General features: G+C 55.5%; 20 protein-coding genes, 1 tRNA gene and 1 riboswitch. Of the genes, 8 read left to right on the top strand and 13 right to left on the bottom strand.

All coding sequences use genetic code 11. The annotated features are described in order from the left end of the window. Positions 1 to 62 precede the first annotated feature (62 nt). The 3 genes from BQ5353_RS09220 to pflB all read right to left on the bottom strand — a co-directional run bounded on the left by BQ5353_RS09220 (position 63) and on the right by pflB (position 4,786). On the bottom strand, positions 63 to 1,574 hold the full coding sequence (locus tag BQ5353_RS09220) for an IMP dehydrogenase (RefSeq protein WP_054331743.1): 1,512 nt from the start codon (positions 1,572 to 1,574) through the stop codon (positions 63 to 65). 230 nt (positions 1,575 to 1,804) lie between these two features. Continuing rightward, positions 1,805 to 2,539, bottom strand: coding sequence for a pyruvate formate-lyase-activating protein (pflA, locus tag BQ5353_RS09225; RefSeq protein WP_054331744.1), 735 nt, complete (start codon positions 2,537 to 2,539; stop codon positions 1,805 to 1,807). A 15-nt stretch (positions 2,540 to 2,554) separates the two neighbouring features. Beyond that, positions 2,555 to 4,786 (bottom strand): formate C-acetyltransferase, encoded by a 2,232-nt coding sequence (gene pflB, locus BQ5353_RS09230; protein ID WP_071427973.1) that lies wholly within the window; start codon positions 4,784 to 4,786, stop codon positions 2,555 to 2,557. An 82-nt stretch (positions 4,787 to 4,868) separates the two neighbouring features. Then, a riboswitch (ZMP/ZTP riboswitch) is annotated at positions 4,869 to 4,955 on the bottom strand. A 438-nt stretch (positions 4,956 to 5,393) separates the two neighbouring features. On the opposite strand from pflB, the gene BQ5353_RS09235 reads away from it, so the two are divergent. After that, entirely contained in the window at positions 5,394 to 6,836 is a 1,443-nt protein-coding gene (locus BQ5353_RS09235; protein WP_054331746.1) for an FAD-dependent oxidoreductase, read from the top strand. Between the two features lie 62 nt (positions 6,837 to 6,898). On the opposite strand, the gene BQ5353_RS09240 is transcribed toward BQ5353_RS09235, so the two are convergent. Continuing rightward, positions 6,899 to 7,447 carry an NADPH-dependent FMN reductase gene (locus BQ5353_RS09240; protein ID WP_071427975.1) on the bottom strand — a complete coding sequence of 183 codons (549 nt, stop codon included), beginning with the start codon at positions 7,445 to 7,447 and terminating at the stop codon, positions 6,899 to 6,901. A gap of 178 nt (positions 7,448 to 7,625) precedes the next feature. After that, the gene (locus BQ5353_RS09245) at positions 7,626 to 7,961 is read right to left on the bottom strand and encodes a winged helix-turn-helix transcriptional regulator (protein WP_071427977.1); all 336 of its coding nucleotides are present in this window, start codon (positions 7,959 to 7,961) and stop codon (positions 7,626 to 7,628) included. A gap of 153 nt (positions 7,962 to 8,114) precedes the next feature. Here BQ5353_RS09245 and BQ5353_RS09250 point away from each other — a divergent pair, with 153 nt between their 5' ends. Then, positions 8,115 to 8,516, top strand: coding sequence for a pyridoxamine 5'-phosphate oxidase family protein (locus tag BQ5353_RS09250; protein ID WP_071427979.1), 402 nt, complete (start codon positions 8,115 to 8,117; stop codon positions 8,514 to 8,516). Between the two features lie 132 nt (positions 8,517 to 8,648). Here BQ5353_RS09250 and BQ5353_RS09255 read toward each other — a convergent pair whose 3' ends face one another. Beyond that, positions 8,649 to 9,593 (bottom strand): LysR family transcriptional regulator, encoded by a 945-nt coding sequence (locus BQ5353_RS09255; protein WP_054331749.1) that lies wholly within the window; start codon positions 9,591 to 9,593, stop codon positions 8,649 to 8,651. A gap of 172 nt (positions 9,594 to 9,765) precedes the next feature. Here BQ5353_RS09255 and megL point away from each other — a divergent pair, with 172 nt between their 5' ends. Continuing rightward, complete coding sequence (gene megL / locus BQ5353_RS09260; RefSeq protein ID WP_054331750.1) at positions 9,766 to 10,965, top strand: methionine gamma-lyase; 1,200 nt, start codon at positions 9,766 to 9,768, stop codon at positions 10,963 to 10,965. A gap of 86 nt (positions 10,966 to 11,051) precedes the next feature. On the opposite strand, the gene BQ5353_RS13335 is transcribed toward megL, so the two are convergent. The 7 genes from BQ5353_RS13335 to BQ5353_RS09290 form a co-directional block, all read right to left on the bottom strand. Further along, the gene (locus BQ5353_RS13335) at positions 11,052 to 12,347 is read right to left on the bottom strand and encodes a hybrid sensor histidine kinase/response regulator (RefSeq protein WP_233424507.1); all 1,296 of its coding nucleotides are present in this window, start codon (positions 12,345 to 12,347) and stop codon (positions 11,052 to 11,054) included. Positions 12,348 to 12,467: 120 nt separating this feature from the next. Further along, positions 12,468 to 14,375: a PAS domain-containing protein gene (locus BQ5353_RS13340; protein WP_233424508.1), complete on the bottom strand. Its 1,908-nt coding sequence runs from the start codon at positions 14,373 to 14,375 to the stop codon at positions 12,468 to 12,470. A gap of 412 nt (positions 14,376 to 14,787) precedes the next feature. Further along, positions 14,788 to 14,874, bottom strand: a tRNA-Leu gene (locus BQ5353_RS09270). Positions 14,875 to 14,968: 94 nt separating this feature from the next. Beyond that, positions 14,969 to 15,451 carry a hypothetical protein gene (locus BQ5353_RS09275; RefSeq protein WP_054331751.1) on the bottom strand — a complete coding sequence of 161 codons (483 nt, stop codon included), beginning with the start codon at positions 15,449 to 15,451 and terminating at the stop codon, positions 14,969 to 14,971. A 14-nt stretch (positions 15,452 to 15,465) separates the two neighbouring features. Then, entirely contained in the window at positions 15,466 to 16,275 is an 810-nt protein-coding gene (locus BQ5353_RS09280) for a DUF3100 domain-containing protein (protein ID WP_054331752.1), read from the bottom strand. A gap of 538 nt (positions 16,276 to 16,813) precedes the next feature. Next, positions 16,814 to 17,308 (bottom strand): hypothetical protein, encoded by a 495-nt coding sequence (locus tag BQ5353_RS09285; protein ID WP_054331753.1) that lies wholly within the window; start codon positions 17,306 to 17,308, stop codon positions 16,814 to 16,816. A 17-nt stretch (positions 17,309 to 17,325) separates the two neighbouring features. Further along, complete coding sequence (locus BQ5353_RS09290) at positions 17,326 to 18,117, bottom strand: DUF3100 domain-containing protein (protein ID WP_071427981.1); 792 nt, start codon at positions 18,115 to 18,117, stop codon at positions 17,326 to 17,328. A gap of 837 nt (positions 18,118 to 18,954) precedes the next feature. Here BQ5353_RS09290 and BQ5353_RS09295 point away from each other — a divergent pair. From BQ5353_RS09295 to BQ5353_RS09315, 5 genes are all read left to right on the top strand, one after another. Beyond that, on the top strand, positions 18,955 to 20,274 hold the full coding sequence (locus BQ5353_RS09295) for an amidohydrolase (RefSeq protein ID WP_071427983.1): 1,320 nt from the start codon (positions 18,955 to 18,957) through the stop codon (positions 20,272 to 20,274). A 45-nt stretch (positions 20,275 to 20,319) separates the two neighbouring features. Beyond that, the gene (locus tag BQ5353_RS09300; RefSeq protein ID WP_071427985.1) at positions 20,320 to 21,633 is read left to right on the top strand and encodes an amidohydrolase; all 1,314 of its coding nucleotides are present in this window, start codon (positions 20,320 to 20,322) and stop codon (positions 21,631 to 21,633) included. A 102-nt stretch (positions 21,634 to 21,735) separates the two neighbouring features. Beyond that, on the top strand, positions 21,736 to 23,058 hold the full coding sequence (locus BQ5353_RS09305) for an amidohydrolase (protein WP_054331755.1): 1,323 nt from the start codon (positions 21,736 to 21,738) through the stop codon (positions 23,056 to 23,058). A gap of 96 nt (positions 23,059 to 23,154) precedes the next feature. Then, a complete protein-coding gene (locus BQ5353_RS09310; protein ID WP_071427987.1) occupies positions 23,155 to 24,480 on the top strand; it encodes an amidohydrolase in 1,326 nt (441 codons plus the stop codon). Between the two features lie 152 nt (positions 24,481 to 24,632). Then, positions 24,633 to 25,454 (top strand): amidohydrolase family protein, encoded by an 822-nt coding sequence (locus tag BQ5353_RS09315; protein WP_054331756.1) that lies wholly within the window; start codon positions 24,633 to 24,635, stop codon positions 25,452 to 25,454. The last annotated feature ends 29 nt before the right edge of the window (positions 25,455 to 25,483 follow it).

Below are 25,483 nucleotides of genomic sequence, written 5' to 3' on the forward strand. Positions count from 1 at the left end.
CGTTCCATAACAAAAGCCCCCGGCTTAAAGCCGGGGGCTTTTCATTCAGATGGGAACTTTGGTTATTTGGGGAAGTTGGAGCGGTCGTTGTCCTTGAGCACCACGTCGTGGGCGCCGCCTTCCACAATGCTGGTAGCGGAAACCAAGGTGAGCTTGGCGTTCTGCTGCAGCTCGGGGATGGTGAGGGCGCCGCAATTGCACATGGTGGAACGAACCTTGCTCAGGCTGACGGCCACATTATCCCGCAGGCTGCCGGCATAAGGAACATAGGAATCCACACCCTCCACAAAGGAAAGCTTGGCCGCGCCGCCCATGTCGTACCGCTGCCAGTTGCGGGCACGGGCAGAGCCCTCGCCCCAATACTCCTTCATAATGCTGCCGTTGATGTTGACCTTCTCGGTGGGGCTCTCGTCAAACCGGGCGAAGTAGCGGCCCAGCATCAGGAAGTCTGCGCCCATGGCAAGGGCCAGGGTCATGTGATAGTCGTAGACGATGCCGCCGTCGGAGCAGATGGGAACGTAGATGCCGGTCTCTTCAAAATACTCATCCCGGGCCTTGGCCACGTCGATGAGGGCGGTGGCCTGTCCGCGGCCGATGCCCTTCTGTTCCCGGGTGATGCAGATGGAGCCGCCGCCGATGCCGACCTTGATGAAGTCAGCCCCGGCTTCGGCAAGGAAGCGGAACCCTTCCCGGTCCACCACATTGCCTGCACCCACCTTGACGGTGTCGCCGTATTTGCCGCGGATAAAGTCCAAGGTGCGTTTCTGCCATTCGGAGAAACCCTCGGAGGAGTCGATGCACAACACGTCAGCGCCGGCTTCCACCAGGGCGGGGACCCGCTCCTCATAGTCGCGGGTGTTGATGCCCGCGCCCACCATGTAGCGCTTGTGGCTGTCCAGCAGTTCCAAAGGGTTCTCCTTGTGGGAGTCATAGTCCTTGCGGAAGACCATATACATCAGGTGGCCGTTGTCGTCCACGATGGGCAGGCTGTTGAGCTTGTGGTCCCAGATGATGTCGTTGGCTTCCTTCAAGGTGGTGGCGGGGCCGGCGTAGACCAGGTGGTCCATCCCAGTCATAAACTCGCTGACCTTGGTGGAGGTGTCCATCCGGCTGACCCGGTAATCCCGGCTGGTGACAACGCCCAGCAGTTTGCCGGTGGCAGTGCCGTCCTCGGTGACGGCCATGGTGGAGTGGCCGGTCTTCTGCAGAAGTTCCAGCACATCGGCCAGGGTCTGGTCGGGCTTGATGTTGGAGTCGCTGACCACAAACCCGGCCTTGTAGGACTTGGCCCGGGCCACCATAGCGGCTTCGCTTTCAATGGACTGGGAGCCGTAGATAAAGGACATGCCGCCTTCCCGGGCCAAGGCGACGGCCATTCTGTCGTCGGAGACCGACTGCATGATGGCGGACACCATGGGGATGTTGATGGAGATGGCGGGTTCCTCCCCCTTTTTGAACTTGACTAGTGGGGTTTTCAGGCTGACATTGGCAGGGATGCACGCGGCGGAGGAATAGCCGGGCACCAACAGATACTCGCTAAAGGTGTGGGAGGGCTCTTCAAAATAAAACGCCATAAGTTACGCTCCTTTGCATCTGATGTAGGGATCTATCTGGATGGAAAATCATATAGAGTAGAATTGTATCTATTATAGCACACTTTGAAGCAAAGGGAGCAGGGCGAACTGCCAAAATCTAGAGGGATTTTGCAGGGCTTTTTGCAGAATTTTGCCGGATTGTCCCGAATAAAGAAACCCGGGCGAGGAAATTTAGGTTCTCCGCCCGGGTTTTGACACAGAAAAAGGGGTTACAGGGGAATGGATCGGCACTTGCCGCAGCTTTCTGCAATGGCCAAGAGAGGCCCCATTCCTTGAGGGGACATTTCGGGGACATCCGCCAAAGGGAAGGGAATGCCCAGCTCCTGGTACTTGGTCAGGCAGAGCTTGCGGAAGGGGAGAAGCTCCAGCTTTTCCAGGTTGGGGTATTCTCCGGCCTTGGCGGCCAGCTCCCGGATGTGCTCTGGGGAATCGGTGAGGCCGGGCACCACCACGTGGCGCACCCAGAGGGGGATCTCCATCTCCTGGACCAAGTTCAAGAAATCAAGGGTATGTTGGTAGCTGCCATGGCACCGCTGACGGTATGCCTCCTCTGAGAGAAATTTGATGTCGCAGAGGACCAAATCGGTGTGGAGCAGTACCTCCCGTGCCTTTTGCAGGTTGCCTGCGCCGCTGGTGTCCAGAGCGGTGTGGAGGCCCATGCTGTGAAGTAGGCGGAACAGTTCCGCTACAAATTCCGGCTGGGCAAGGGGTTCCCCCCCGCTGACCGTCACCCCGCCACGCTTGAGGTAGGGCCGGTACCGGGCGATCTGCTCTGCCACCTGGGTGGGGGTATAGGGGGTGCCGCCGGCGGGATCCCAGGTGTCGGGGTTGTGGCAGTACTGGCAGCGCAGGGGACAGCCCTGCAAAAAGACCACATAGCGAAGGCCAGGGCCGTCTACCGCCCCCAGGGACTGGAAGGAGTGGATTCTTCCGGTGTTTTCCATGGTTTTCCCCCGTTTCTACATGGCTTGGTGGAATGTGCGGGCGATGACCTCCCGCTGCTGTTCCCGGGTCAGCTTGTGGAAGTGGACCGCGTACCCCGACACCCGGATGGTCAGGTTGGGGTAGTTCTCCGGGTGGTGGTAGGCGTCCACCAATGTCTCCCGGTTCAGGACGTTGACGTTGATGTGGTGGGCCTTTTGGGCGAAGTAGCCGTCCAGAAGGTCGCAGAGGTTGCGGCAGCGCTCCTCCTCGGTTTTGCCCAGGGCGTCGGGGACGATGGAGAAGGTGTTGGAGATGCCGTCCCGACAGAGGTTGTAATCCAGTTTAGCCACCGAGTTGAGGGAGGCCAGGGCGCCGTTTTTCTCCCGGTTGTGCATGGGGTTGGCGCCGGGGGCAAAGGGCTCTCCAGCCTTGCGGCCATCGGGGGTGGAGCCGGTTTTTTTGCCGTACACCACGTTGGAGGTGATGGTCAGGATGGATAGGGTGTGGGTGGCATCCCGGTAGGTGGGGTTCTGTTTTAGGGCGTTGTAGAACGCCTCCACCTGCTGGCAGGCGATGGAGTCCACCCGGTCGTCGTCGTTGCCAAAGGCGGGATAATCGCCTTCCACCGCAAAGTCGGTGATCAGCCCGTTTTCCCCGCGGATGGCCCGCACTTTGGCGTATTTGATGGCGGAGAGGGAGTCAGCCAGCACGCTCATCCCCGCGATGCCAAAGGCCATGTTGCGGTGGACCTGGGTGTCGTGGAGGGCCATTTGGGTCTTTTCATAGGCGTATTTGTCGTGCATGTAGTGGATGACGTTCATGGTGTTGACATAGAGACGGGCCAGCCAGTCCCGATAGGGGGCCATCCGGGCCAGGACCTTGTCATAGTCTAGGATCTCCTCCTCGTAAACCGGCCCCTCCGGTCCCACCTGGATGCCGTACCGCTCATCCTTGCCGCCGTTGAGGCTCATGAGCAGCAGCTTTGCCAGGTTGGCCCGGGCCCCGAAGAACTGCATCTCCTTGCCCAGCCGCATGGCCGAGACGCAGCAGGCGATGCCGTAATCGTCCCCGTAGATGGGGCGCATCAGGTCGTCGTTTTCATACTGGATGGAGTCGGTGTCGCAGGAGACCTTGGCGCAGTACCGTTTAAAGGATTCGGGCAGGGCCTCGCTCCACAAAATGGTCAAGTTGGGTTCGGGGGCGGAGCCAAGGTTGTATAGGGTGTGGAGCATCCGGTAGGAGTTTTTGGTGACCAGGGTCCGGCCGTCCTCCCCCATGCCGCCCAGGGATTCGGTGATCCACATGGGGTCGCCGCCAAACAGTTCGTTGTAGGCAGGAGTACGCAGGTGGCGAGCCATCCGCAGCTTCATGACAAAGTCGTCCATGATCTCCTGGGCCTCTTCCTCCGTGAGGGTGCCGGCAGCCAGATCCCGTTCAAAATAGATGTCCAGGAAGGTGGAGACCCGGCCAAGGCTCATAGCGGCGCCGTTCTGCTCTTTAATGGCTCCCAGGTATCCGAAATAGGTCCACTGGACAGCTTCCCGGGCGTTCTGGGCAGGCAGGGAGATGTCATAGCCGTAGAGTGCGGCCATCTCTTTGAGCTTGCCCAAGAAGTTGATCTGTTGGTATAGCTCCTCCGAAAGGCGGATGGTGTCGGTGTCCATGACCTCCAAAGAAAGTTGCCGCTTGTCCCGGCGCTTCTCCTCCATCAAAGCGTCGATGCCGTAAAGGGCCACCCGGCGGTAATCCCCGATGATCCGGCCCCGGCCGTAGGCATCGGGCAGTCCGGTGATGATGCCGCAGTGGCGGGCGGCTTTGGTCTCGTCGGAGTACACCCGGAACACCCCGTCGTTGTGGGTGGTGCGGTACTGGAATTCATCTTCCACCTTCTGGGAGAGCTGATAGCCGTAAGCCTCACAGGCTTCCCGGGTCATGCGAAGGCCGCCGAAGGGGTTGACCCCCCGCTTGAGGGGCCGGTCGGTCTGAATGCCCACAATGATCTCTTTCTCCTTGTCCAGGTAGCCGGGCTTGTAGGCGGTGAGGGAGGAGACTGTCTGGGTGTCCACATCCAGCACCCCGCCGAACTCCTGCTCCAGCCGGAACAGGCCCTCCAGTTTGTGCATCAGGCTTTTTGTCCGATCTGTGGCAGGGGTGAGGAAGCCTTCATCCCCCAGATAGGGGGTGTAGTTCTGTTGGATAAAATCCCGCAGGTCGATCTCCTGCTGCCAGTGCCCGCCTTTGAATCCCTTCCAAGCTGCAAATTCCATGGTGATGCTCCCCTTTCTTTTGACAGGTGCCCCGGCTGCCAACCGGACAAAACAAAAAGGGCAACACAGATGGTGTATCCATCCATGTTGCCCAGGCAGCCGGCGTAAACCCAATCCCCTGCGCCGCCCTGTGGTTTTGTCCACTTATCTGCCAGTGGCGAAGAGGTGTTTTGTTGTAGCCCCAGTATAGAACGAAAAGGAGAAATTTGTCAAGTATTTGTCAAAAGTTTGGAGAATCCCCTGGCCTGGCAGAGATAAAATGAGAGGTTTTTGGAGAAAAGAGCGAATTTTTGTGTAAAACATTGATATACAGGAAAAAATGTACGGCTGCTGTGATATCCACTTTTTGGAAGCCCGCTGATGGCAAAGAGGGGCCGCACTGAGGCAAGAAACAGCTTGCAAAAACAGAATCCCCTAGATAAACGGTTTGTCTCAAAGGGAAAAGACGGGGTATTACCCAATCAGAATGCGGACAAAATGGAACCAAGGCTTATCATTTTTTGAAATAAATTTTATCTCCTCTGCCCAGGAAAAAATCGCCGGGATTTCACCCTTTGAAGGGGTAATTCCACGGTTTTTGCCCATCCTAAAGAGGAGGTGAAAACATATGGAATCCTTATGGAAAAAGACGGTGGAACTGCCCCGCCAACGGGTGCTGGGACAAGATTTACAAGTGCAATGCGCCATTGTAGGCGGGGGCATGGCGGGGCTGCTGACTGCACTTTTCCTCGAGCGCAATGGGGTGGAGGCAGTGGTGCTGGAGGCGGACCGGGTGGCAGGCGGCCAGACTGGCAACACCACGGCCAAAATCACCGCCCAGCACGGCATGATCTACCACAAACTGCTGGATACCCTAGGCCGGGAAAAGGCCCAGCAATATGCCCACGCCAACCAACGGGCCATTGAGCAATACCGCCAGATCGCCGGGGATTTGGGGATTTCCTGCTGGATGGAGGAGCTTCCCGCCTACCTGTATTCCCGGTTGGAGGAAGAGCCTCTGCGCCGGGAGGCAGACGCTGCCAAATCTTTAGGCTTTGATGCAGCCTTCACCATGGATACCACCCTTCCTTTTCCGGTGGCGGGGGCAGTCCGGTTTGAAAATCAGTCCCAGTTCCATCCCCTGGAATTTCTCCAGGGGATTCTGCCGAAGCTGACGGTGTATGAGGAAACACCGGTCCTCTCGGTGGAGGGGGATGCCTTGGTCACTCCAGGAGGGCGGGTCACTGCGGAGGAGATTGTCTTTGCCACCCATTACCCGTTCCTCAACCTGCCGGGGATGTACTTTGCCCGGATGCACCAGGAGCGCAGTTATGTGATCGCCCTGGAAGGTGCCCAAAAGCTGGATGGCGTCTATTATGGCGTCGATGAAGAGGGAGGCTGGTCCATGCGCAACGCAGGGGAATATCTCCTCCTGGGCGGCGGCAACCACCGCACGGGGGACAACCGATCCGGGGGGAAATACCGCTCCCTCGCCGATGCGGCAAAAGAATTCTGGCCGCAGAGCCGGGAGGCAGCCCGCTGGTCCGCCCAGGACTGCATGACCCTGGATGGGGTTCCCTATATTGGGCAGTTTGCCGAATCCACCCCCAATTGGTATGTGGCCACCGGGTTTGGAAAATGGGGAATGACCCATTCCATGGTGGCGGCCCAACTGATTTCCGACCGGATTCTAGGCCGGGAAAACCCGGATTGGGAGGTTTTTTCCCCCCAGCGGTTCACCCCAGGCGCCTCGGCTAAAACCTTTTTGGAAAACGGCCTCCAAGCGGTCAAAGGCCTGGGCAGCCAGCTTCTGGAACCGCCGCGGGCTCTGCTCAAGGATTTGCAGCCTGGCCACGGCGGCATCGTGGAGTGGGGGGAAGAGAAGGTGGGTGCTTACCGGGATGAGGCAGGGGAGGTCTTCCTGGTGTCCACCCGCTGCCCTCATCTTGGATGCCAGCTGGAGTGGAATCCCGATGAAAAAAGCTGGGATTGCCCCTGCCATGGTTCCCGGTTTGACTACAAGGGCAACCGGATCGATGGCCCAGCCCAAACCGGCCTCCACCGGGGATAAGGCCTTCGGAACGCAATTGGAAAAAGAATCTCCCCATCTGTATATGCAGATGGGGAGATTTGTTAATCTAAGAAGGTGAGAAATGCCTCCGCCTGTTTGCGCAGGCGTCCTTCCTGGCTCTCGGTGAGGGAAAGGCAGTTGCTTTTGAACGCCTCGGGAGACAGGGGGATCCCGGTGCGGGGGACTGCCATCATCTTCATGCCCAGGACAGAGAGAAGCATCATCAAATGGTCCTGGACGCAGGCGGTACCCGCAGCTCCGCCAGCCCCGGAAAAGGTGACTGGTTTGCCAAAGAGGCAGGTTGCTTCCCCAGGCTGATTGGGACGGGAGAGCCAATCCAGCAGGTTTTTCAGCACGCCGGGGAGGCTGTGGTTGTATTCAGGGACAAAGAGCCATACCCCATCCGCCCGGGAGACTGCCTCCCGGACCTGCGCCACCGGCAGCGGCACAGGGAATTCCATATCCTGATTAAAAAAGGGAACCTGCGTGTAATCGAGAAACGCGACCTCAGCCCGTTCCCCCAGCATTTCCTGGGCCAATTGGGCCAACTGCCGCTGGAACGATTCCTTCCGCAGGGAGCCAATTATCATTAAAATCCGCTTTTGGTTCATACAGCCAACCTCCATATCCATCCATTCTCAGACCAGCATGGGCGATTTCCCCCAATTCTATTCGGAAAAATGGGGAGGCCCCACCGGCGAAAGCGGCATGAAACGCAGCTTATCCCCTTTTGGGCCACTACGATATCCATTGTACTGTCGTAGGGGGAAATTGTCAAACGGAAGAGGGCTATTGGCGGCACTTTTTCTGGTATCCTTCCCCCCAGTCCCACATGGCGTCCAGAATGGGTTTGAGACTATACCCCAAATCGGTCAAGGTGTACTCCACCCGGGGTGGAACCTCGGCATAGACTGTCCGTGTGAGGAGGCCGCTTGCCTCCATCTCCCGCAGCTGGGCAGTCAACACTTTTTGAGAGACGTGGCCAATGGATTTTTTCAGCTCCCCGAACCGTTTGGTCCCGGGCAGGAGGTCCCGCAGGATCAGGACCTTCCACTTGTCGCTGATCAGGGATAGTGTGGTCTCTACTGGGCAGGCGGGCAACTGGGTGGCAGTTCTTTCAGACATGGAATCATCCCCTTTGTAAATCCAATAGTATCATTTTGGTACCTACAGTACAAAATTATGCTTACTTTACATAATTACTCTATGGATTTATTATAAAGGCAGCAGGGGGAAAAAGCAAGCCCCAAGCAAACCCATTCCAAGGAGGTACAAATCATGAATGAAGCAATCGCCTTTCTGCGGGAAAACCCAGTGCAGTATCTGGCAACCGTTGGCCGGGACGGCAGGGCCAAATGCCGCCCCTTTATGTTCGCCGGGGAACTGGACGGCAAACTGTGGTTCTGCACCAACAACCAAAAAGATGTCTACCGGGATATTGTGGAAAACCCCTATGTGGAAGTATCGGTGGCAAGCCCTGCTTACGCCTGGATCCGGCTCAGCGGCAAAGCCGTGTTTGAAGACAGCCGGGAGGCCAAGGAGATGTGTATGGGCAACCCCATTGTCAAAAGCCAGTACCAGACCGCAGACAACCCAATTTTTGTGGTGTTCTACTTGGAAGAGGCCCGCGCCGTACTCGCTGACTTCTCCGGGAACCCACCTCGAGAGTATCAATTTTAATCTAAATAGTAAAATGGATTAAAAAATATCCAAATTGTATAGTTTTGCCGCGGCGACCACAATGGGGGAAGTTCCCTTATTGCGGCAGCCCCAGCCCAACAACTCCCCCCTCCAACTGTGGAGGGGGTTTTTCTACTGGCGCATCTCCTCCGACGGGGAGAGGGCGTCGTTGAGGGCTTCGGTCATGTGGTGGAGAAATGCGGTCATCTCTCGGGTGACCGGCTTGTCCTGATGAGCAATCCACCCCAGTTTCATGGCGTCCTGCTCCCCTGCGATAGGGATAGAAACCACCCGGTCGCTGCTGAACCGACGGGGCAGAATGCCGCTGCCGATGGAGAAGGCATCGGTGTTTTCCACAACATTGTAGAAGGTGGAGCGGTCTTTGATGTAGATGATCCGGCCAGTGCGCCGCAGGTCCAGGAGGGCGATTTCCTCTGAAAAATCCATCCCCACCCCGCTTTCCTGCTCAAACACCACAATGGGGTAGGTTTCAATTTCTTCCAGCCGCACCGATTCCCGTCCCGCTAAAGGGTGCTGGACCCCCACATACACATGGGGGAGGAGGCTTTGCAGCTGGTGAAAGACAAGGCCTTTGGATTTGAGCACCTTCTTGATAAAGGTTTCGGTGAGGTTGGAAAGGAAGATCACCCCGATTTCACTGCGGCTTTGGTAGACGTCCTCAATGACCTGGTACATGTCGGTTTCTATCATGTGCAGCACATACTGGGGAGGGTTGCAGTCCCCGAGAAAGCGCAGGAACCCATCCACTGCAAAGGGATAGTGCTGGGAGGAGATGGAAAAGTGCAGGGAAGGGGTCTCTTCCTTGGCAGAGTAAAGCCCCTCCAGCCGCCTCTTCTGCTCCACTAAAATTCGGGCATAGCCGATGAACTCCTTGCCCTGGTCGGTGACGGTGATGCCCCGGTTAGTCCGGCAAAAGAGGGTGACCCCCAATTCCTCCTCCAAATCCTTAAGCAATTTGCTGATGCTCGACTGGGAGACAAAAAGCCCCTGGGCAGCTTTGTTGATGGAACCGCAGCGGGCCACCTCCAGGACATATTGTAGTTGTTGAAATGTCATAGAACCCCTCCCTTTTTCTTGGTGCATTTCCATAGCTGTTAGAAATAATCTCCAGTTGGTTATTCCTTTTGGATATAACAAACCATTTCAAAAACATATTATCACTATTTTTGTTGAAAAGCTATAATGGAATTGTAAGGAAATCACCCACGACAGCAAGGAGGAATCTGTGATGGAGAAAAGCAACTACGGTTTCGGGACCCGCGCCATCCACGCCGGGAACAAAAAGGACACCGTCAATGGAGCACTGACCACCCCTATTTACCAAACTTCGACCTTCGTGTTCGACAGCTGTGAGCAGGGTGCCGCCCGCTTTGCCGGAGAGGAGCGCGGGTATATTTACTCCCGGTTGGGCAACCCCACCTCTACCATTTTGGAGGAGAAGATTGCCGCTTTGGAAAACGGGGAAGCCGCCGCGGTCACCAGTTCCGGCATGGGGGCCATCACCTCGGCCATCTGGACCATCTGCAAGGCGGGGGATCACATCATCTCCGACGGCACGCTGTATGGCTGCACCTATGCATACCTGTCCCACGGCATCTCCCGCTATGGCGTGGATGTCAGCTTTGTGGACACCAGCAGCTTGGAGGAGATCGAGGCCGCCCTGCGCCCTAACACCACTGTGGTGTACCTGGAAACCCCGGCCAACCCCAACCTGAAAATCACCGACATCAAGGCGGTCAGCGACCTGGTACACGCTTACAATCCAGAAATCAAGGTGATTTGTGACAACACCTTTGCCACCCCTTATCTCCAGCGTCCCCTGGAACTGGGAGCGGATGTGGTGGTCCACTCCCTCACCAAGTACATGAATGGACATGGAGATGTCATCGCTGGCGCTGTGGTGGGAAAAGCCGATTACATATCCCAGGTCAAGCTGTTCGGCATCAAGGATATGACCGGCTCGGTCATCGGTCCCTTTGAGTCGTTTTTGATCCTCCGCGGCATGAAGACATTGGAGGTGCGGATGGATCGCCACTGCGATTCTGCAAAGAAGATCGTGGAGTTCCTCAAAGGCCACCCCGCGGTGGAGGCCATCAACTTCCCCGGCTTGCCGGAGCACCCCGGCCACGAGGTCGCTAAGAAGCAGATGTCCCGCCCCGGTGCCATGATCTCCTTTGAGGTCAAGGGCGGCCGTGCCAACGGAGCGAAACTCCTCAACAGTTTGAAGCTGTGCACTTTGGCAGTCAGCTTGGGTGACGCAGAAACCCTCATCGAGCACCCTGCATCCATGACCCATTCCCCCTATAGTGCAGAGGAGCTTAAAGCAGTGGGCATCTCTGAGGGATTGGTGCGGTTGTCGGTGGGCTTGGAAAACCCAGAGGATATCATCGCAGATTTAAAGGCGGGCTTGGATGCTCTGACTTGGTAACAATTAAAAATAGCGCAAAAGGGCGGAGAGAAACCTCTCCGCCTTTTTAAGTGCAAATATGGAATGGCAGTGCCAAATGGGCTAGGTCAGCTGATCCAGCGGTGGAGCGCCCCCAACAGGCGGTCCATTTCTAAGGGTTTGGCCACATGTTCGTTCATACCGGCCTGCCGGGCGCGGTAGGCGTCGTCGGCAAAGGCGTTGGCAGTCAGGGCGATGATGGGGATAGTGGCTGCGTCAGGCCTTTGTCCGGTTTCCGCCAGACGGCGGATGGCTGTGGCAGCTTCATAGCCGTTCATCACCGGCATCTGGATGTCCATTAAAATCAAAGCGAAGGTCCCTGGCGGGTTGGAGGAAAAGAGATCCACCGCCTGCTGGCCATCGGTGGCGTTGACGGTGTCCAAGCCGGCCATGCCTAATAGCTCCTGGGCGATTTCCCGGTTGAGGTCGTTGTCCTCCACCAAAAGGAGCTTTGTCCCCACTGGGAAGGGGGGAAGTTCCACCGCTGGATCGGTGCTGGCTGGTTCGGATGCCCCTTGCTGGGCTAGTTTTAAGAAGATAGTTACCACAAACCGGGTGCCTTCGCCCAGTTTGCTTTCCACCCGGATGGTACCGTTCATCATCTGCACCAGGTTGTGGGTGATGGCAAGGCCGAGGCCGGTGCCCTGGACTGCATTCACCCGGGGGTCTTCCGCCCGTTCAAAGGGGGTGAACACCTTGCCGAGGAACTCTTGGGACATGCCGATCCCATCGTCCTCCACCAGGAATTCAAAGCAGCCGACCCCGCTCTTACCGGAGAGCTTTTCTTCCACTTTCAAGGAGATGTGACCGCCTTCACCGGTGTATTTTACCGCGTTGGACAGCAGGTTGAGGAGGATTTGCTGCACTCGGGTGGGATCCCCGCGGACGGCATCGCTTTGTACGGAGATAGCCAGGGAGAGCTGCTGGCCTTTGCCCTCGGCGTCAGGGCGGATCATCTGCACAGCGGCGGTCAGACAGTCGCTGAGGCGGAAGGCACTTTCATTGAGGCCGATGTTGCCAGATTCAATTTTAGACATGTCCAGTACCTCGTTGATCAGCCCCAGGAGGAGGTTGCCGGAGGAGCGGATTTTTTCCAGGCAGTCCGCCAGCCTGTCCCGGTCGTCCAGCTGGTGCTCCGCAATGGCGGCCATGCCTAGGATGGCATTCATAGGGGTGCGGATATCGTGGCTCATTTTGGAAAGGAAGTCCGACTTGGCCAAGTTGGCCCGGCGGGCCCCTTCATAGGCTTCTTCCAACGCCTGTTTGGCGGCTTTTTCCTCGGCTTGGCGCTCCAATTCCCGTTGCTTCTCCTCGCTGACATTGCGCAGGGTGACGATGGCGTTTTTTTCCTGTGCGTTGTCCATAGAAACTGGGTGGATTTCCAGACGAAGCCAAGGTGCCCCCCACTGCTGGAAGGGCCCTGACGGAATTCCACTTCGGTGTGCCCGCTGATCTCAGAGAATCGGGAGAGCAGTCGTCCCCGGTCACAAAGCTGGGCGACCCGCGGGCGGTCCTGCTCTTCGGCTAGGGCGAGCAAACGCTGGAATAACCCCCCGGAGAAGCTGCCAATGCGGGGGAAGGGGAGGCCCTCCCGGGCTTGGGACAGACGCACAGCGTAGTATTGGTCCTCCAGTTAGGTTTACATAGAAAATGCTGAGGTAAACGCCGCTGATGGCCTGGAGCGCCGATTGGTTCATATGCAGGCGGGTGCTGTTTTCCAGCAGGGTTTCCTTCATGGCATGGATGTTGCGGATGGTTCCCACCACCCGGGTGAGGCGGCCGCTGTGGTAGATGGGCCGGCTGCTGATCCGGTGCCACTGATAGTAGCCGGGGGCGCTGTCTGGCGTGACTACCCGCATTTCAAAGGATTCCCCACAGCCGTTGCAGATATTGTCCATGGCGGCGGGGGCATCTTCTGGGTGGATAAAGGATTTGTCGGAAAGAAGCTTGGAATACCCGGAGAGCTCCCGGCGCTTCACCCCTTGTCTGGGGCGAGGTTCATAACTGATGAAGGTATCGGAATCGGTCAGGTATTCAAACATGATGTCGGCGCTGGACTCCATGGCCACCCGGTACATCTCCTGTTCCTGGTTCAGCTGCTGTTGTAGGATTTTGCGCTGGGTGATGTCGATCAGTGTCCGCTGGATGATGGAATCCCCGTCTTCGGTAGATCCGACCACCATATTGGTGCCCTCCAGCCAGTGGAGCGAGCCGTCGCCCCACCGGACACGGTATTCCCGGTCCTGCCTGTCCCCGACCCGGTGCAGCTGAAAATAGGTCTGCCGCAGCATCTCCTGGTCCTCTTCTAGAACAGAACCCAGTAAACCGCCATGCCAATCCCGCAGGCCCTCCTCCATGCTCTTATACCCCAAAAGGGAGAGGGCCGCCTGATTGAGGGAGATCAGTTCAAACTCTCCGCCGGCACGGCGGATGAACCGGATAATCCCGCAGGGGACGGTGTCGTAGATGCTGGTCAAGAGCTGGGATTGTTCCCGGATGCGCTGTGAATCCTCCTCCGACTGGGTCACATCCAGGTATAGGCTGTTGACCATCCAATGGCCCTCTGCATCTTGGGCTTTTTTGCCGCTGTCTATGATCCATTTTAAAGAACCGTCCTTGCAGCGCACCCGGTACCGGGTGGAGTAGGAGAGGCCGCCGTCCCGGAAGGCTTCGGCGCAATCAGCGAGGGCGCGCTTCAGATCAGGGGGATAGACGGCGCCCACGGCAGTGCCGCCGGTAACGGTCAAAAATTCCTCCACTGTGTAGCCGAACAGGGCAGCCGCCTCTTTGCTGACAAAAGCATAGGAATAGGCGTCATCGTCATTGCTGATTTTCAGCCCCCCTGCAATGGAGGACATGACAACCTCCAACTGCCGATTCTGCTGGAGAGCCTGCTGTTCCAATTCCGTCAGGCGTTCCTGGACAAAATGGTAGGACTGCCTGCCTGTTTTTTCGGGGAAAAGCTCGTCCCCCACCAGCTCCTGATAGGGGTTGGAACAGTGGATGTGGACGCATCGGAACTCCTCTTCCATCCGCTGATAAACAAAGGTCACCCGCTGGTGCACCTTTATAAACATTTTGGTTTCGGGGTTGGTGGCAATCCACATCCGGCCGGTGACTATATACAGCCCGGGAACCGGTTCCAAAGCGTCATACTCTTCATCCCAAATCCGGCAGGGGGGAATATTCCCGGTGAGCTTTTGGAAGAAGGCATCCACCGAATCCTGACCGGTGATGTATTGCTCTTCTCCGGTGCCAAGCCAGGAGAACTGCGGCGCTAAAAAAGCGGTGATGCCTTTGGAATTGCCATCGCAGTAATGCATATGCATCAGACGGCTGGTGAGGGCTTTGGCTTCCTCCAATTGTGGATTGTCGGTCGACGGTGTGTTCAATTTTGTCCCCAGCCTTTCTTGTGTAGCCTTAGAATCCCTATGGTTTTATGATATCCGATTGTGTTTTCACCGTCAAGGAAAAGGCCTTTTTACAGAGGATCCGGTTGTTGTACGCAAAAAGGAATAGTGGGGTCACTTTAGATTTCTTGGGACGCAGGCGCAAATTTGGGCCAAAGCAAAGGCCCGGAGCGCGAAATGGCTCCAGGCTTTACCATAAATACAAAGGACGGTTAAAATCGATATTTTCAGCGCGGGAACCAAAATAAAGCGCACCCACAAAAGTGAGTGCGCGATCTGTCTGCGGTGACTCGCCGCTGGGAAGCGCTGACAAAATAGATACCTGCTATAAGCGCAAGCGGCAAGGCAAAAGAAAAAGCTGAACCTGGAACGCGGATTGCGTCCAGGCTCAGCCTGGTGCCGCTGGCGGGACTTGAACCCGCACACTGTTGCCAGCCAGGGATTTTAAGTCCCTTGTGTCTGCCGATTCCACCACAGCGGCCAATTTATTACTCAAATATCATACAATATTTGGGTGATGAAGTCAAGGCAAAAGAAAAAGGAGGCGGATTTCCGCCTCCTTTGCATAACACCAGCTAGATAGCGCCTGTCGTCATCAAAATAACCTGTGCGAAGATCACCGAACCAAAGAAAATGGCAAAGAAGGAGACACAGGCGGTCACAACAATGCCCACGCCTTGTTTTACAAATTCATCCAAATCCTTGCCGATAGAAATACCTGCGTAGGCGAGAATGGGGGTGCACAGAGAGAGCAGATTCATTTTATTCAGTTCTGCCACATAGTATTCCGCAATGGGGGAGAAACCGGGAATACTGATCAAAATAGAAAGCAGGCTGATATAAATAATAGTGGGAAGTTTTACTTTGATGGTTTTGCGGGCCAGGTCATCCACCAAGCATCCGGCCACAACCACCAGGAACATCATGATCAATCCAGGAGCGGCTTCCAAAGGAGTGATGGGACGGCCTGTTTTGGACGAGGAAATATAGTTGCCGATGGAGGCGAATACCGCACTGAGGAACAGGACTTTGATTCGAGTAATCCAAGTTTCAGACATAACACAATCCTCCTTTATTCTGCTTTGTTGTTGGCCGAAGCTTTTGCAGGTTTAGGCTCCCGTTTGCAGATCCGATACATAAAGTTAGCCAAAGGCAGGGCCAGGAACAAGGTGACATACATGCCGGTGACACTGCCAATTACCTGTCCTCCTGCGGTGTACGCCTGAATCTGATCAGCATATTGAGGATATGCTTCTACAATAGCGCCCATACAAGCGGCCATCATAGAAGAGGAACCAACTGCTGCACCGATAGCCAAAGAATAAGGATGGAAGAAGCCTAAGCTGCAGAAGAGAGAGGCCATCAGGCCATTGAAGATAGTGCCCAACAAGGTGCCGGTGATATAACCACCCATAACGCCCTGGCCTTCAGGAGAATCCAGGCCGTACATGTTGCCGATGATGGCGATGGCGTCCTCACGGGAGGTGGAGAAACCGCACCCCACGGCTTGGCGCCCCATTTTAAAAATTAAAACGCCGACGGGAACTGCCAACAAGGGGACAGCGAGCTTTTTGGTGACCGCAGTGACCAACAGAGCGGGTCCGGCGGAAAATACCGTCTCCAGATTAGGACCAACAGTAGAAGACATTTTGGCTGTCAAATACATGACCGAAATGGTGATGTAGGGAACGGCGGTGGTCATCATCTCCATCGTGATCAGTTTCATTTTCGCCAGAATGATACCGATGATCAGAGCATACAACATGGGAAGGAGAGTAAAGCCAACCGGTCCGAATTTGAATGGCTTGGAGCCGATCAGCTCACTGACCAAGACCATTCCAAAGCAGAAGGCATGAACTTTCCAGTCTTTCAAATACTTCATAATGCAACCCCTTTTCTCACACAGTATTTCTCCGGGCAAACGGTGCCCAGATAGAAACAATTGGTACGATTAGACGGATACGCTTGGCTGGTTCATCGTGGGTAGGTTGGGCGCCTGTCTTTGGGTTTTCCAGTAGCTACTCTGTATCTTTATAGTATCATAAGCACTATATATTTTCAATGAAATATTTATGATTTGTTAATATTTTTTATGAAATAAAACAAAGGATTCTTAATATTCTTTCGTAGGCGGACAATTCGTACAAAAATGTGGCAAAGTTACAGGCAGCCTTACTATATCGAAGGACAGAATGATACAATTTTTATCATATTTCCTGTGATAGAGTGAGAAAAAGCGGGTTGGGCAAGATGACAGGGAGAAAGGCTGGAAAAATAGCATGTGCCCTGGCGAGAGGAGGAGCTTCACAGCCTGTGGGGGAAATACAGACCAACCAGAAGGATGGGGATCTTAGATGGAACAGGGGTATAAAAAAAGCGGCTGCAATTGCAGCCGCTTTTTTTGGAAAAAGAATATTCGGTTAGATAACGCCGGTCATCATCAGAACAACCTGTGCGATCAGTGCGGAACCAACATAGGTACCGATGAAAGCAGCAATAGCAGTGCACATGATACCCAAGCCCTGTTTCTTGAACTCATCCAGGTCTTTACCGATGGAGATACCGGCATAAGCCAGAATGGGGGTACACAGAGACATCAGGTTCATTTTGTTCAGCTCAGCGCAGAAATACTCAGCGATAGGGGAGAAACCGGGGATGCTGAGCAGCATGGAGATAGCGGAGATGTACAGAATGCTGGGCAGGTTGATCTTAAATTTACGCAGGGTGTCATCCAGGATGCAGCCTACAACAACGCAGAACAGCATCATAGCCAGGCCGGGAACCGCCTCGAGGGGGGTAACAGGAGCGCCGGTTTTGGAGGAAGAAATATAGTTTGCAATTGCAGCGAAGACACCGCTGAACAGCAGTACCTTACCCCTGGTGATCCAGGTTTCCATCATGCTTGTTTTTTCCATAGTGTATAATCCTCCTCTTATTTCGCAGCCTTGGCAGGTTTTTTCTCGTGTTTCAGAACTCTGTACAGCCAGTTGGTGACAGGGATAGCCACGAACAGGGACATGTACATGCCATCGACGCTGGTCAGCACCTGGCTGGTGGCGGCATAAGCCTCAATCTGGCCGGCCATTTCGGGGTGAGCGGCAACAACGGGAGCCAAAGCAGCGGACATCATGGAAGCGGAACCGGTACCAGCAGCCATACCCAGCGCATAGGGGTGGAACAGGCCAGTCTTGTCCAGCATGCTAGCCATCAGACCGTTGAAGATGGTGCCCAGCAGGGTACCGGTGATGTAAGCGCCCATAACGCCCTGGCCCTCGGGGGAGTCCAGACCATACAGGTTGCCGACGATGGCGATGGAGCCCTCACGGGAGGTGGAGAAGGAAGCACCAACAGCAGCACGCCCCATTTTGAAGACGCAGACAGCGATAGGCAGCGCCAGGAAGATGGTGCCCAGGTTGCCGAACTCCTGCAGGATCAGAGCGGGACCAGCGTTCAGAACAGCTTCCAGGTTGGGGCCGATGGAAGAGGCCATCTTGGCGGTCAGGTACATTACCGAAATGGTAATGTAGGGAGAAGCGGTGGTCATCATCTCTCTGTCAATCAGTTTGAACTGAGCCAGGATGATACCGATAATCAGAGCGTACAGCATGGGGAACAGGGTGAAGCCAACCGGTCCGAAGTTAAAAGAATGCTTACCGATGAGCTCACTGACGATCACCATGACAAAGCACAGCGCGTGGACTTTCCAATCCTTGAGATACTTCATGACATAACCCCTTTTTCTTTGTTTTGTTTGAAGGCAGGTCCTGCTCCGCCTTCTCAATACTGTGTGTGACCACAAAGAATAGTAGGCCTTCTCAACGATACGAATGAGGAGAAAGCCTAACATTCCTTGGTCTCATGTCTAAGATATTAACACAATGTAAATACAAATGCAATCTTTCCGGGGAGTGCGGCAGACGATTTTGATATTCTAAACAGCTTTTTCAAAAAATCCTAACGAATTTGCATAAAAAAAGTGGGGGAATCCCTGCAAAATAATTGCAACATAAAGACGGTGTATGTGAATATTGATCATGATTGCTAAAGGAATTTGTCTAATTTTCTAAAAAATATAAATTTTTTTGCATGACGATACTATTTTTGCAGGGAAATTGCCCCTGCCGTGCCATCCATTTCTAACAAATCCCTTGATTCCTGGTTGCTTTTTTTGCCTTGGGAAAGGTGGATATAGATAGAGCAGCAGCTTGTTATTGATATTTTCGATATTTCTCCCCTGGAGGACAAAACATTCGTTTTTGTCTCTAGCTAAACTCCATAGGAATCTTTAAACAAATTGGCTATAATGGTTAAATCATCGGCTGGGCATTCCTTTTTCGTTGAAATCGAACCCCCTGTGTGGTATATTATAGATAGTCTTTTGGTTGGAATTGGATTGCAGTTGTGCAGTATTTACAATGCAATTGTACTTTTTTAGCAAGTTTCCCCATGAATCCCGTTGGAATGATCCAGTAGACTGGGCGATTGGGAGAAGATACATTATTTTAATGGAGTGGGGGGGCTGCCGCTTTCCGGGGCCCCGCAGAACCAAGGGAGGAATACCATGCCAGTTTCCCGCCAGGAATTGAAGGAGAGGGCTTTTGCAGCCATTGACCAAAACCGGGATAAGATCATCGCCTTGGGTGATTCCATCTTCGCTGAGCCGGAATTGGGTTTTAAAGAGGTCAAGACCGCGGCCAAAATCAAAAAGGTATTTGAAGAACTGGGCTATGAATATCAGGACGGCGCCGCCATCACCGGCGTCATTGCACCCCGCAAGGGCAAAGAATCCAAGATGAAGGTCGCCGTCATGGGCGAGCTGGACGCCGTAGTCGCCCCCGGGCACCGCTGTGCCGACCCCAAGACCGGCGCTGCCCACTCCTGCGGCCACAACTGCATGATCGCCGCCCTGTCCGGCGTGGCTTATGCCCTAAAGGACACCGGGATTATGGAAGAGCTCTCCGGCGACATTGTGCTGATGGCTGTCCCCGCGGAGGAATACGTGGAAATCGGCTACCGCAACGAGCTGAAAAAAGAGGGAAAAATCTACTTCCTGGGCGGCAAACCAGAGTTCATCCGCCTGGGTTACCTGGATGATGTTGATGTCCTGTTGATGCAGCACTCCGCCAACTACGAAGGGGAGCAGAAACGGGCTTATGCCGGAGGGGAGACCATCGGCTTTTTGGGCAAATTGGTCCATTACATCGGCAAGGAAGCCCATGCCGGCGGTGCGCCCCACCTGGGGATCAACGCCCTCAACGCGGCCCAGATCGGCCTGATGGCGGTCAACGCCCAGCGGGAGACCTTCCAGGACAAAGACCACATCCGGGTCCATCCCATCATGACAAAAGGCGGCGACCTGGTCAACGTGGTCCCCGCTGACGTCTGCATCGAAACCTATGTCCGCGGCGGCTCAGTGGAAGCTATCTTTGACGCCTCCGCCAAGGTGGACCGGGCCTTTAAGGCTGGCGCTGACGCCGTAGGCGCCAAGTGTGAGATCACCAATCTCCCCGGCTATCTGCCGACGGATTTTTCTAAAGACCTCTACGATCTCAACTATGAGAATCTGAAGCTGATCATCGGCGAGGAGCAGGCAGGGTACCAAGCCCCTTTGAGCACCGCTTCCGGCGATTTGGGGGATGTCTCCCACATTATGCCCTGTATCCAAGCCAGCATCGGCGGCGCAGTGGGGGTGTTCCACAGCGAGAATTTTGAGATCGGTGACAAGGAGCTGGCCTACATTGTACCGGCCAAACTTCTGGTTGCCACCGCCATCGACCTGCTGGCCGATGGGGCAAAAACCGGCCTGGCCGTCAAGGCAAACTTCCGCCCCAAGATGACAAAACAGGAGTACCTCACCGTCTGGGGCGGCATGAAAGAGTAAGCTTATACCAATTTCTATACATTATTATAATAGGAGGAGTTTAAAATGGCAGTATCCAAACAAGAACTCAAACAAAGAGCAATCGCAGCAATTGACAAAAACCGGGACAAGATCATCGCCCTGGGCGATTCCATCTTCAGCGAGCCTGAGCTGGGCTACAAAGAGGTGAAAACTTCCGCTAAGCTGAAAGCAGTATTTGACGAGCTGGGCTACAAATATCAGGATGGCGTGGCCATCACCGGTATTGTCGCCCCTCTGAAGGGCAAAGAGTCTAAGATCCGTGTCGCTGTCATGGGCGAGATGGATGCCGTTGTGGCTCCCGGTCACCGCTGCGCCAACAAAGAAACCGGCGCTGCCCACTCCTGCGGCCACAACTGCATGTGCGCCGGCCTGGCTGGCGTTGCTTACGCGCTGAAAGATACCGGCATTATGGAAGAGCTCTCCGGCGATGTGGTGCTGATGGCTGTCCCCGCTGAGGAGTATGTGGAGATCGAGTATCGCAACGAGCTGCGCAAAGCTGGAAAGATCTGGTTCCTGGGCGGCAAACAGGAGTTCATCCGCTTGGGCGTGTTCGATGACATTGACATTATGATTATGCAGCATACCGCCAACACCGTTGATGGCATCCTGGCTTCTCCCGGCGGAGCTTCCAACGGCTTTGTGGGCAAGCTGGTCCGCTACATCGGCAAAGAGGCCCATGCGGGCGGCGCGCCCCACCTGGGCATCAACGCCCTCAACGCAGCCCAGATCGGCCTGATGGCTGTCAACGCCAACCGTGAGACCTTCCAGGATAAAGACCACATCCGGGTCCATCCCATCATCACCAAGGGCGGCGACCTGGTCAACGTAGTCCCCGCTGACGTCCGCATCGAGACCTATGTCCGCGGCGCCAACGTCCCCGCAATTCTGGATGCTTCCGCCAAAGTCAACCGCGCCTTCAAGGCCGGTGCAGACGCTGTCGGCGCCAAGTGCGAGATCACCGAGCTGCCCGGCTACATGCCTGTTGTCACCGATAAGAACCTGGTAGAGATTATGACCGGCAACCTGGTTGAGCTGTTTGGTGCAGAGCATGTCAACACCAATCCCGCAGCAGGCGGCGGCTCCTCCGACGTGGGCGATGTTGCCAGCATCCTTCCCACTCTGCAGGCTGACATCGGCGGTGCAGAGGGCGACTTCCACAGCGAGCGCTTTGAAATCGCCGATAAAGAGACCGCTTACCTGGGCGCTGCCAAGGCTCTGGTCATGACCGTGATCGACCTGCTGGCTGACGGTGCAGTCCTGGGCGAAAAGGTCAAGGCCGAGTTCAAACCTCAGATGACCAAGGAGCAGTACCTGAAAGAGTGGGGCCACATCGAATAAGCAATCCCCCCGCATCTCCGTAACCAAGGGTGAGGCCGCCCCCTATGGGGCGGCTCATCCATGAGAGTTATACAGATAAAATAGGAAAGGGAGATTCAAGTTATGGCGGTATCCAAACAGGAACTCAAGAGAAGAGCATGCGAAGCCATTGACAAAAATCGGGATAAGATCGTCGCCCTGGGCGATTCCATCTTCAGCGAGCCCGAGCTGGGCTACAAGGAGTTCAAAACCTCTGAAAAGATCAAAAAGGCCTTTGATGAGATGGGCTACAAATACCAGGATGGCGTGGCCATCACCGGTGTAGTCGCCCCCCTGAAGGGCAAAGAATCCAAAATCCGGGTCGCTGTCATGGGCGAAATGGATGCGGTAGTTGCCCCCGGCCACCGCTGCGCCAACAAAGAAACCGGCGCTGCCCACTCCTGCGGCCATAACTGCATGTGTGCCGGCCTGGTTGGCGTCGGCTATGCCTTCGCCGGCACCGGCATTATGGAAGAACTCTCCGGCGACGTTGTGCTGATGGCTGTCCCCGCTGAGGAGTACGTGGAGATCGAATACCGCAACGAGCTGAAAAAGGCTGGAAAGATCTGGTTCCTGGGCGGCAAACAGGAGTTTGTCAAACTGGGCGTGTTCGATGACATCGACATTATGATTATGCAGCACACCTCCACCTTTGATGGCACCGGTGTCAAGGGCGTCTGCGGCGGTACCGGCAACGGCTTTATGGGCAAACTGGTCCGCTACATCGGCAAAGAGGCCCATGCGGGCGGCGCACCCCACCTGGGCATCAACGCCCTCAACGCAGCCCAGATCGGCCTGATGGCTGTCAACGCCAACCGTGAGACCTTCCAGGATAAAGACCACATCCGCGTCCATCCCATCATCACCAAGGGCGGCGACCTGGTCAACGTGGTTCCCGCCGACGTCCGCATCGAGACCTATGTCCGCGGCGCCAACGTGGATGCTATCCTGGATGCTTCCGCCAAAGTTTCCCGCGCTTTCAAAGCTGGTGCAGACGCCGTGGGCGCCAAGTGCGAAATCACCGATCTGCCCGGTTACCTGCCCACCATCCAGAATTATGACCTGTTCGACATCATGTATGAGAACATGAAGGAAGTCTTTGGCGACGAGAAATTCGTCCGGTACGAGAACACCGCAGGCGGCGGCTCCACCGATGCCGGCGATATTTCCTACCTGATGCCCATGATCCACTCCTACTTCATCGGCGCTGAAGGCATCGGCCACAGCGAAAACTACGAGATCGCCGACAAGGACATCGCTTACATCGCCGCAGCAAAATGCCTGGCTATGACCGCGATCGACCTGCTGGCCGATGGCGCAGAACTGGGCCTGAAGGTAAAAGCCAACTTCAAACCCACTTTCACCAAGGAAGAGTACCTGGAAAAATGGGGCCTGATGACCAAATAACCTGGAGCGTCAGAATGCCGGTAGAAGTATTTCTACCGGCATTTGCTTCATAACAACAAAGCCGGCTTTAAGGCCGGAGCAAGGGAGGTACTACTTATGGCAGCATCCAGAGAAGAATTAAAGAAAAGAGCCTGTGAAGCCATCGACAAAAACCGGGATAAGATCATCGCCCTGGGCGAATCCATTATGATGGAGCCGGAACTGGGCTACAAGGAGTTTAAAACCGCCGATAAGGTGAAAAAAGTCTTTGATGAGCTGGGCTTCCAGTACCAGGACGGTGTGGCCATCACCGGCGTCATCGCCCCCCTGAAGGGCAAAGAGTCCAAGATCCGGGTTGCCGTCATGGGCGAGCTGGACGCTGTGGTCGTTCCCGGCCACGCCCTGTGCAACAAGGAGACCGGCGCGGCCCACTGCTGCGGCCACAACGCCCAGATCGCCTCAATGGTGGGTGTGGGCTACGCTCTGGCCGGCACCGGCATCCTGGAAGAGCTCTCCGGCGACGTTGTGCTGATGGCTGTCCCCTCGGAGGAATTTGTGGAGATCGAGTACCGCAACGAGCTGCGTAAAGCGGGCAAGATCCACTTCCTGGGCGGCAAACAGGAGTTTATCTACCTGGGTGTGTTCGATGACATCGACATGATGATTATGCAGCACACCTCCACCACCGAAAACGGCGATGAGGCGGGAAAAATCAAAGGCAACTGCGGCGGTTCCACCGGCCTTGGCTTTATGGGCAAACTGGTTCGTTACATCGGCAAAGAGGCCCATGCCGGCGGCGCACCCCACCTGGGCATCAACGCCCTCAACGCAGCCCAGATCGGCCTGGCGGCGGTCAATGCCAACCGGGAAACCTTCCAGGATAAGGACACCATCCGGGTCCATCCCATCATCACCAAAGGCGGCGACCTGGTCAACGTGGTCCCCGCTGATGTCCGCATCGAGACCTATGTCCGCGGCGGCAACATGGAAGCCATCTTGGACGCCTCCGCCAAGGTGGACCGGGCCTTTAAAGCCGGCGCTGACGCGGTGGGCGCCAAGTGTGAGATCACCAACCTGCCCGGTTACCTGCTCCCTTATGAAAGCGAGGAGCTTAAAGACGTGGTTTGGGAGAATATGCACGCCCTGATGGGGGATTCCGCAGTGCGCAACGGCTCGGGCGGCTCCACCGATGCCCAGGACCTGTCTCAGATCATCCCTGTGGTCCACATGCGGATCGGCGGCGCCAAAGGCATTGGCCACGGCGCCAACTACGAAATTGTGGACAAGGAGATGGCTTACATCACCGCGGCTAAGATTCTGGCCACCACTGCTATCGACCTGCTAGCAGAGGGCGCTGTCCTCGGCCAGAAGGTAAAAGACAACTTTAAAGCCCCCATGACCAAAGAACAGTACCTGCGGGATTGGGGCGGGTTGGACCTGTAGCCAACCGGAACACAGCGGGGAGGGTTTTCTTTGTTTTCGCTGGAGAACCCTCCCGCCAGTGAGAACCGCAATAGGTCATGGCAGCTCCAATCCAAAATAGATATAGACTGCATTCATGCAACAGCCCCCAAGGCGAGAAAGGAAAATACCCCATGAAAATCATCGACGCCCATCTTCATCTTTTCCCCTCTGAACCCAAGACCGACGCTATGGCACAGGGAGTGGGCCACCAAAATTCAGTTGCTCATCTCCGGCAGGCATTTGGGGAGTTGGATATCGTCCACGGTGTGGTGATGGGCAACCGCAGTCTCGAAGTGGGGTACCACAACTATCCCGCCGACCTGTTCCACTATTGCGTGGGGCTGGACAGCGTTTTGATGGATCAGGGGGATCGGGTGATCCCCGATTTGGCCGCCCAAGTGGAGGAGCACTTAAAGCGTGAGGAGTGCTGCGGGGTGAAGCTTTACCCCGGGTACAACAAAATCTGGCTCTCTGACCCGGTGTACCAGCCGGTCTATGAACTGGCTGCCCACTATGATAAGCCGGTGGCCGTCCACATGGGTTTGACCGCCCACCCCAGAGCCCATCTAAAATACTGCCACCCCTTGGCCTTGGACGAGGTGGCCGCCGACCACCCCGAAACCCAGTTCGTCATGTGCCATTTCGGCAACCCGTTTTTGGAAGCGGCGGCAGCGGTGGTGGAGAAAAATGCCAATGTGGCCGCCGATCTCTCCGGCCTCTTGGAGGGAAGGGTGGACCTGCCCCGCTACTTCCGGGAGCAATCCGGGTATGTGGGGTTGCTGCGCACTTGGCTCACCGCCATCTGCCAGTGGGATGATATCCTATATGGCACCGATTGGCCCATTGTCAACCTGGGGGAGTACATCGCCTTTATCAAGGGCATTGTGCCGGAGGAGCACTGGGAGCAGGTGTTTTTCTGCAATGCCAACCGGATTTACCGGCTGAATCTGTAATATTCTATTGATTTTATACGGAAAGGAAG

This window comes from Merdimmobilis hominis, assembly GCF_900104615.1.
GTDB classification, from domain to species: domain Bacteria; phylum Bacillota; class Clostridia; order Oscillospirales; family Ruminococcaceae; genus Merdimmobilis; species Merdimmobilis hominis.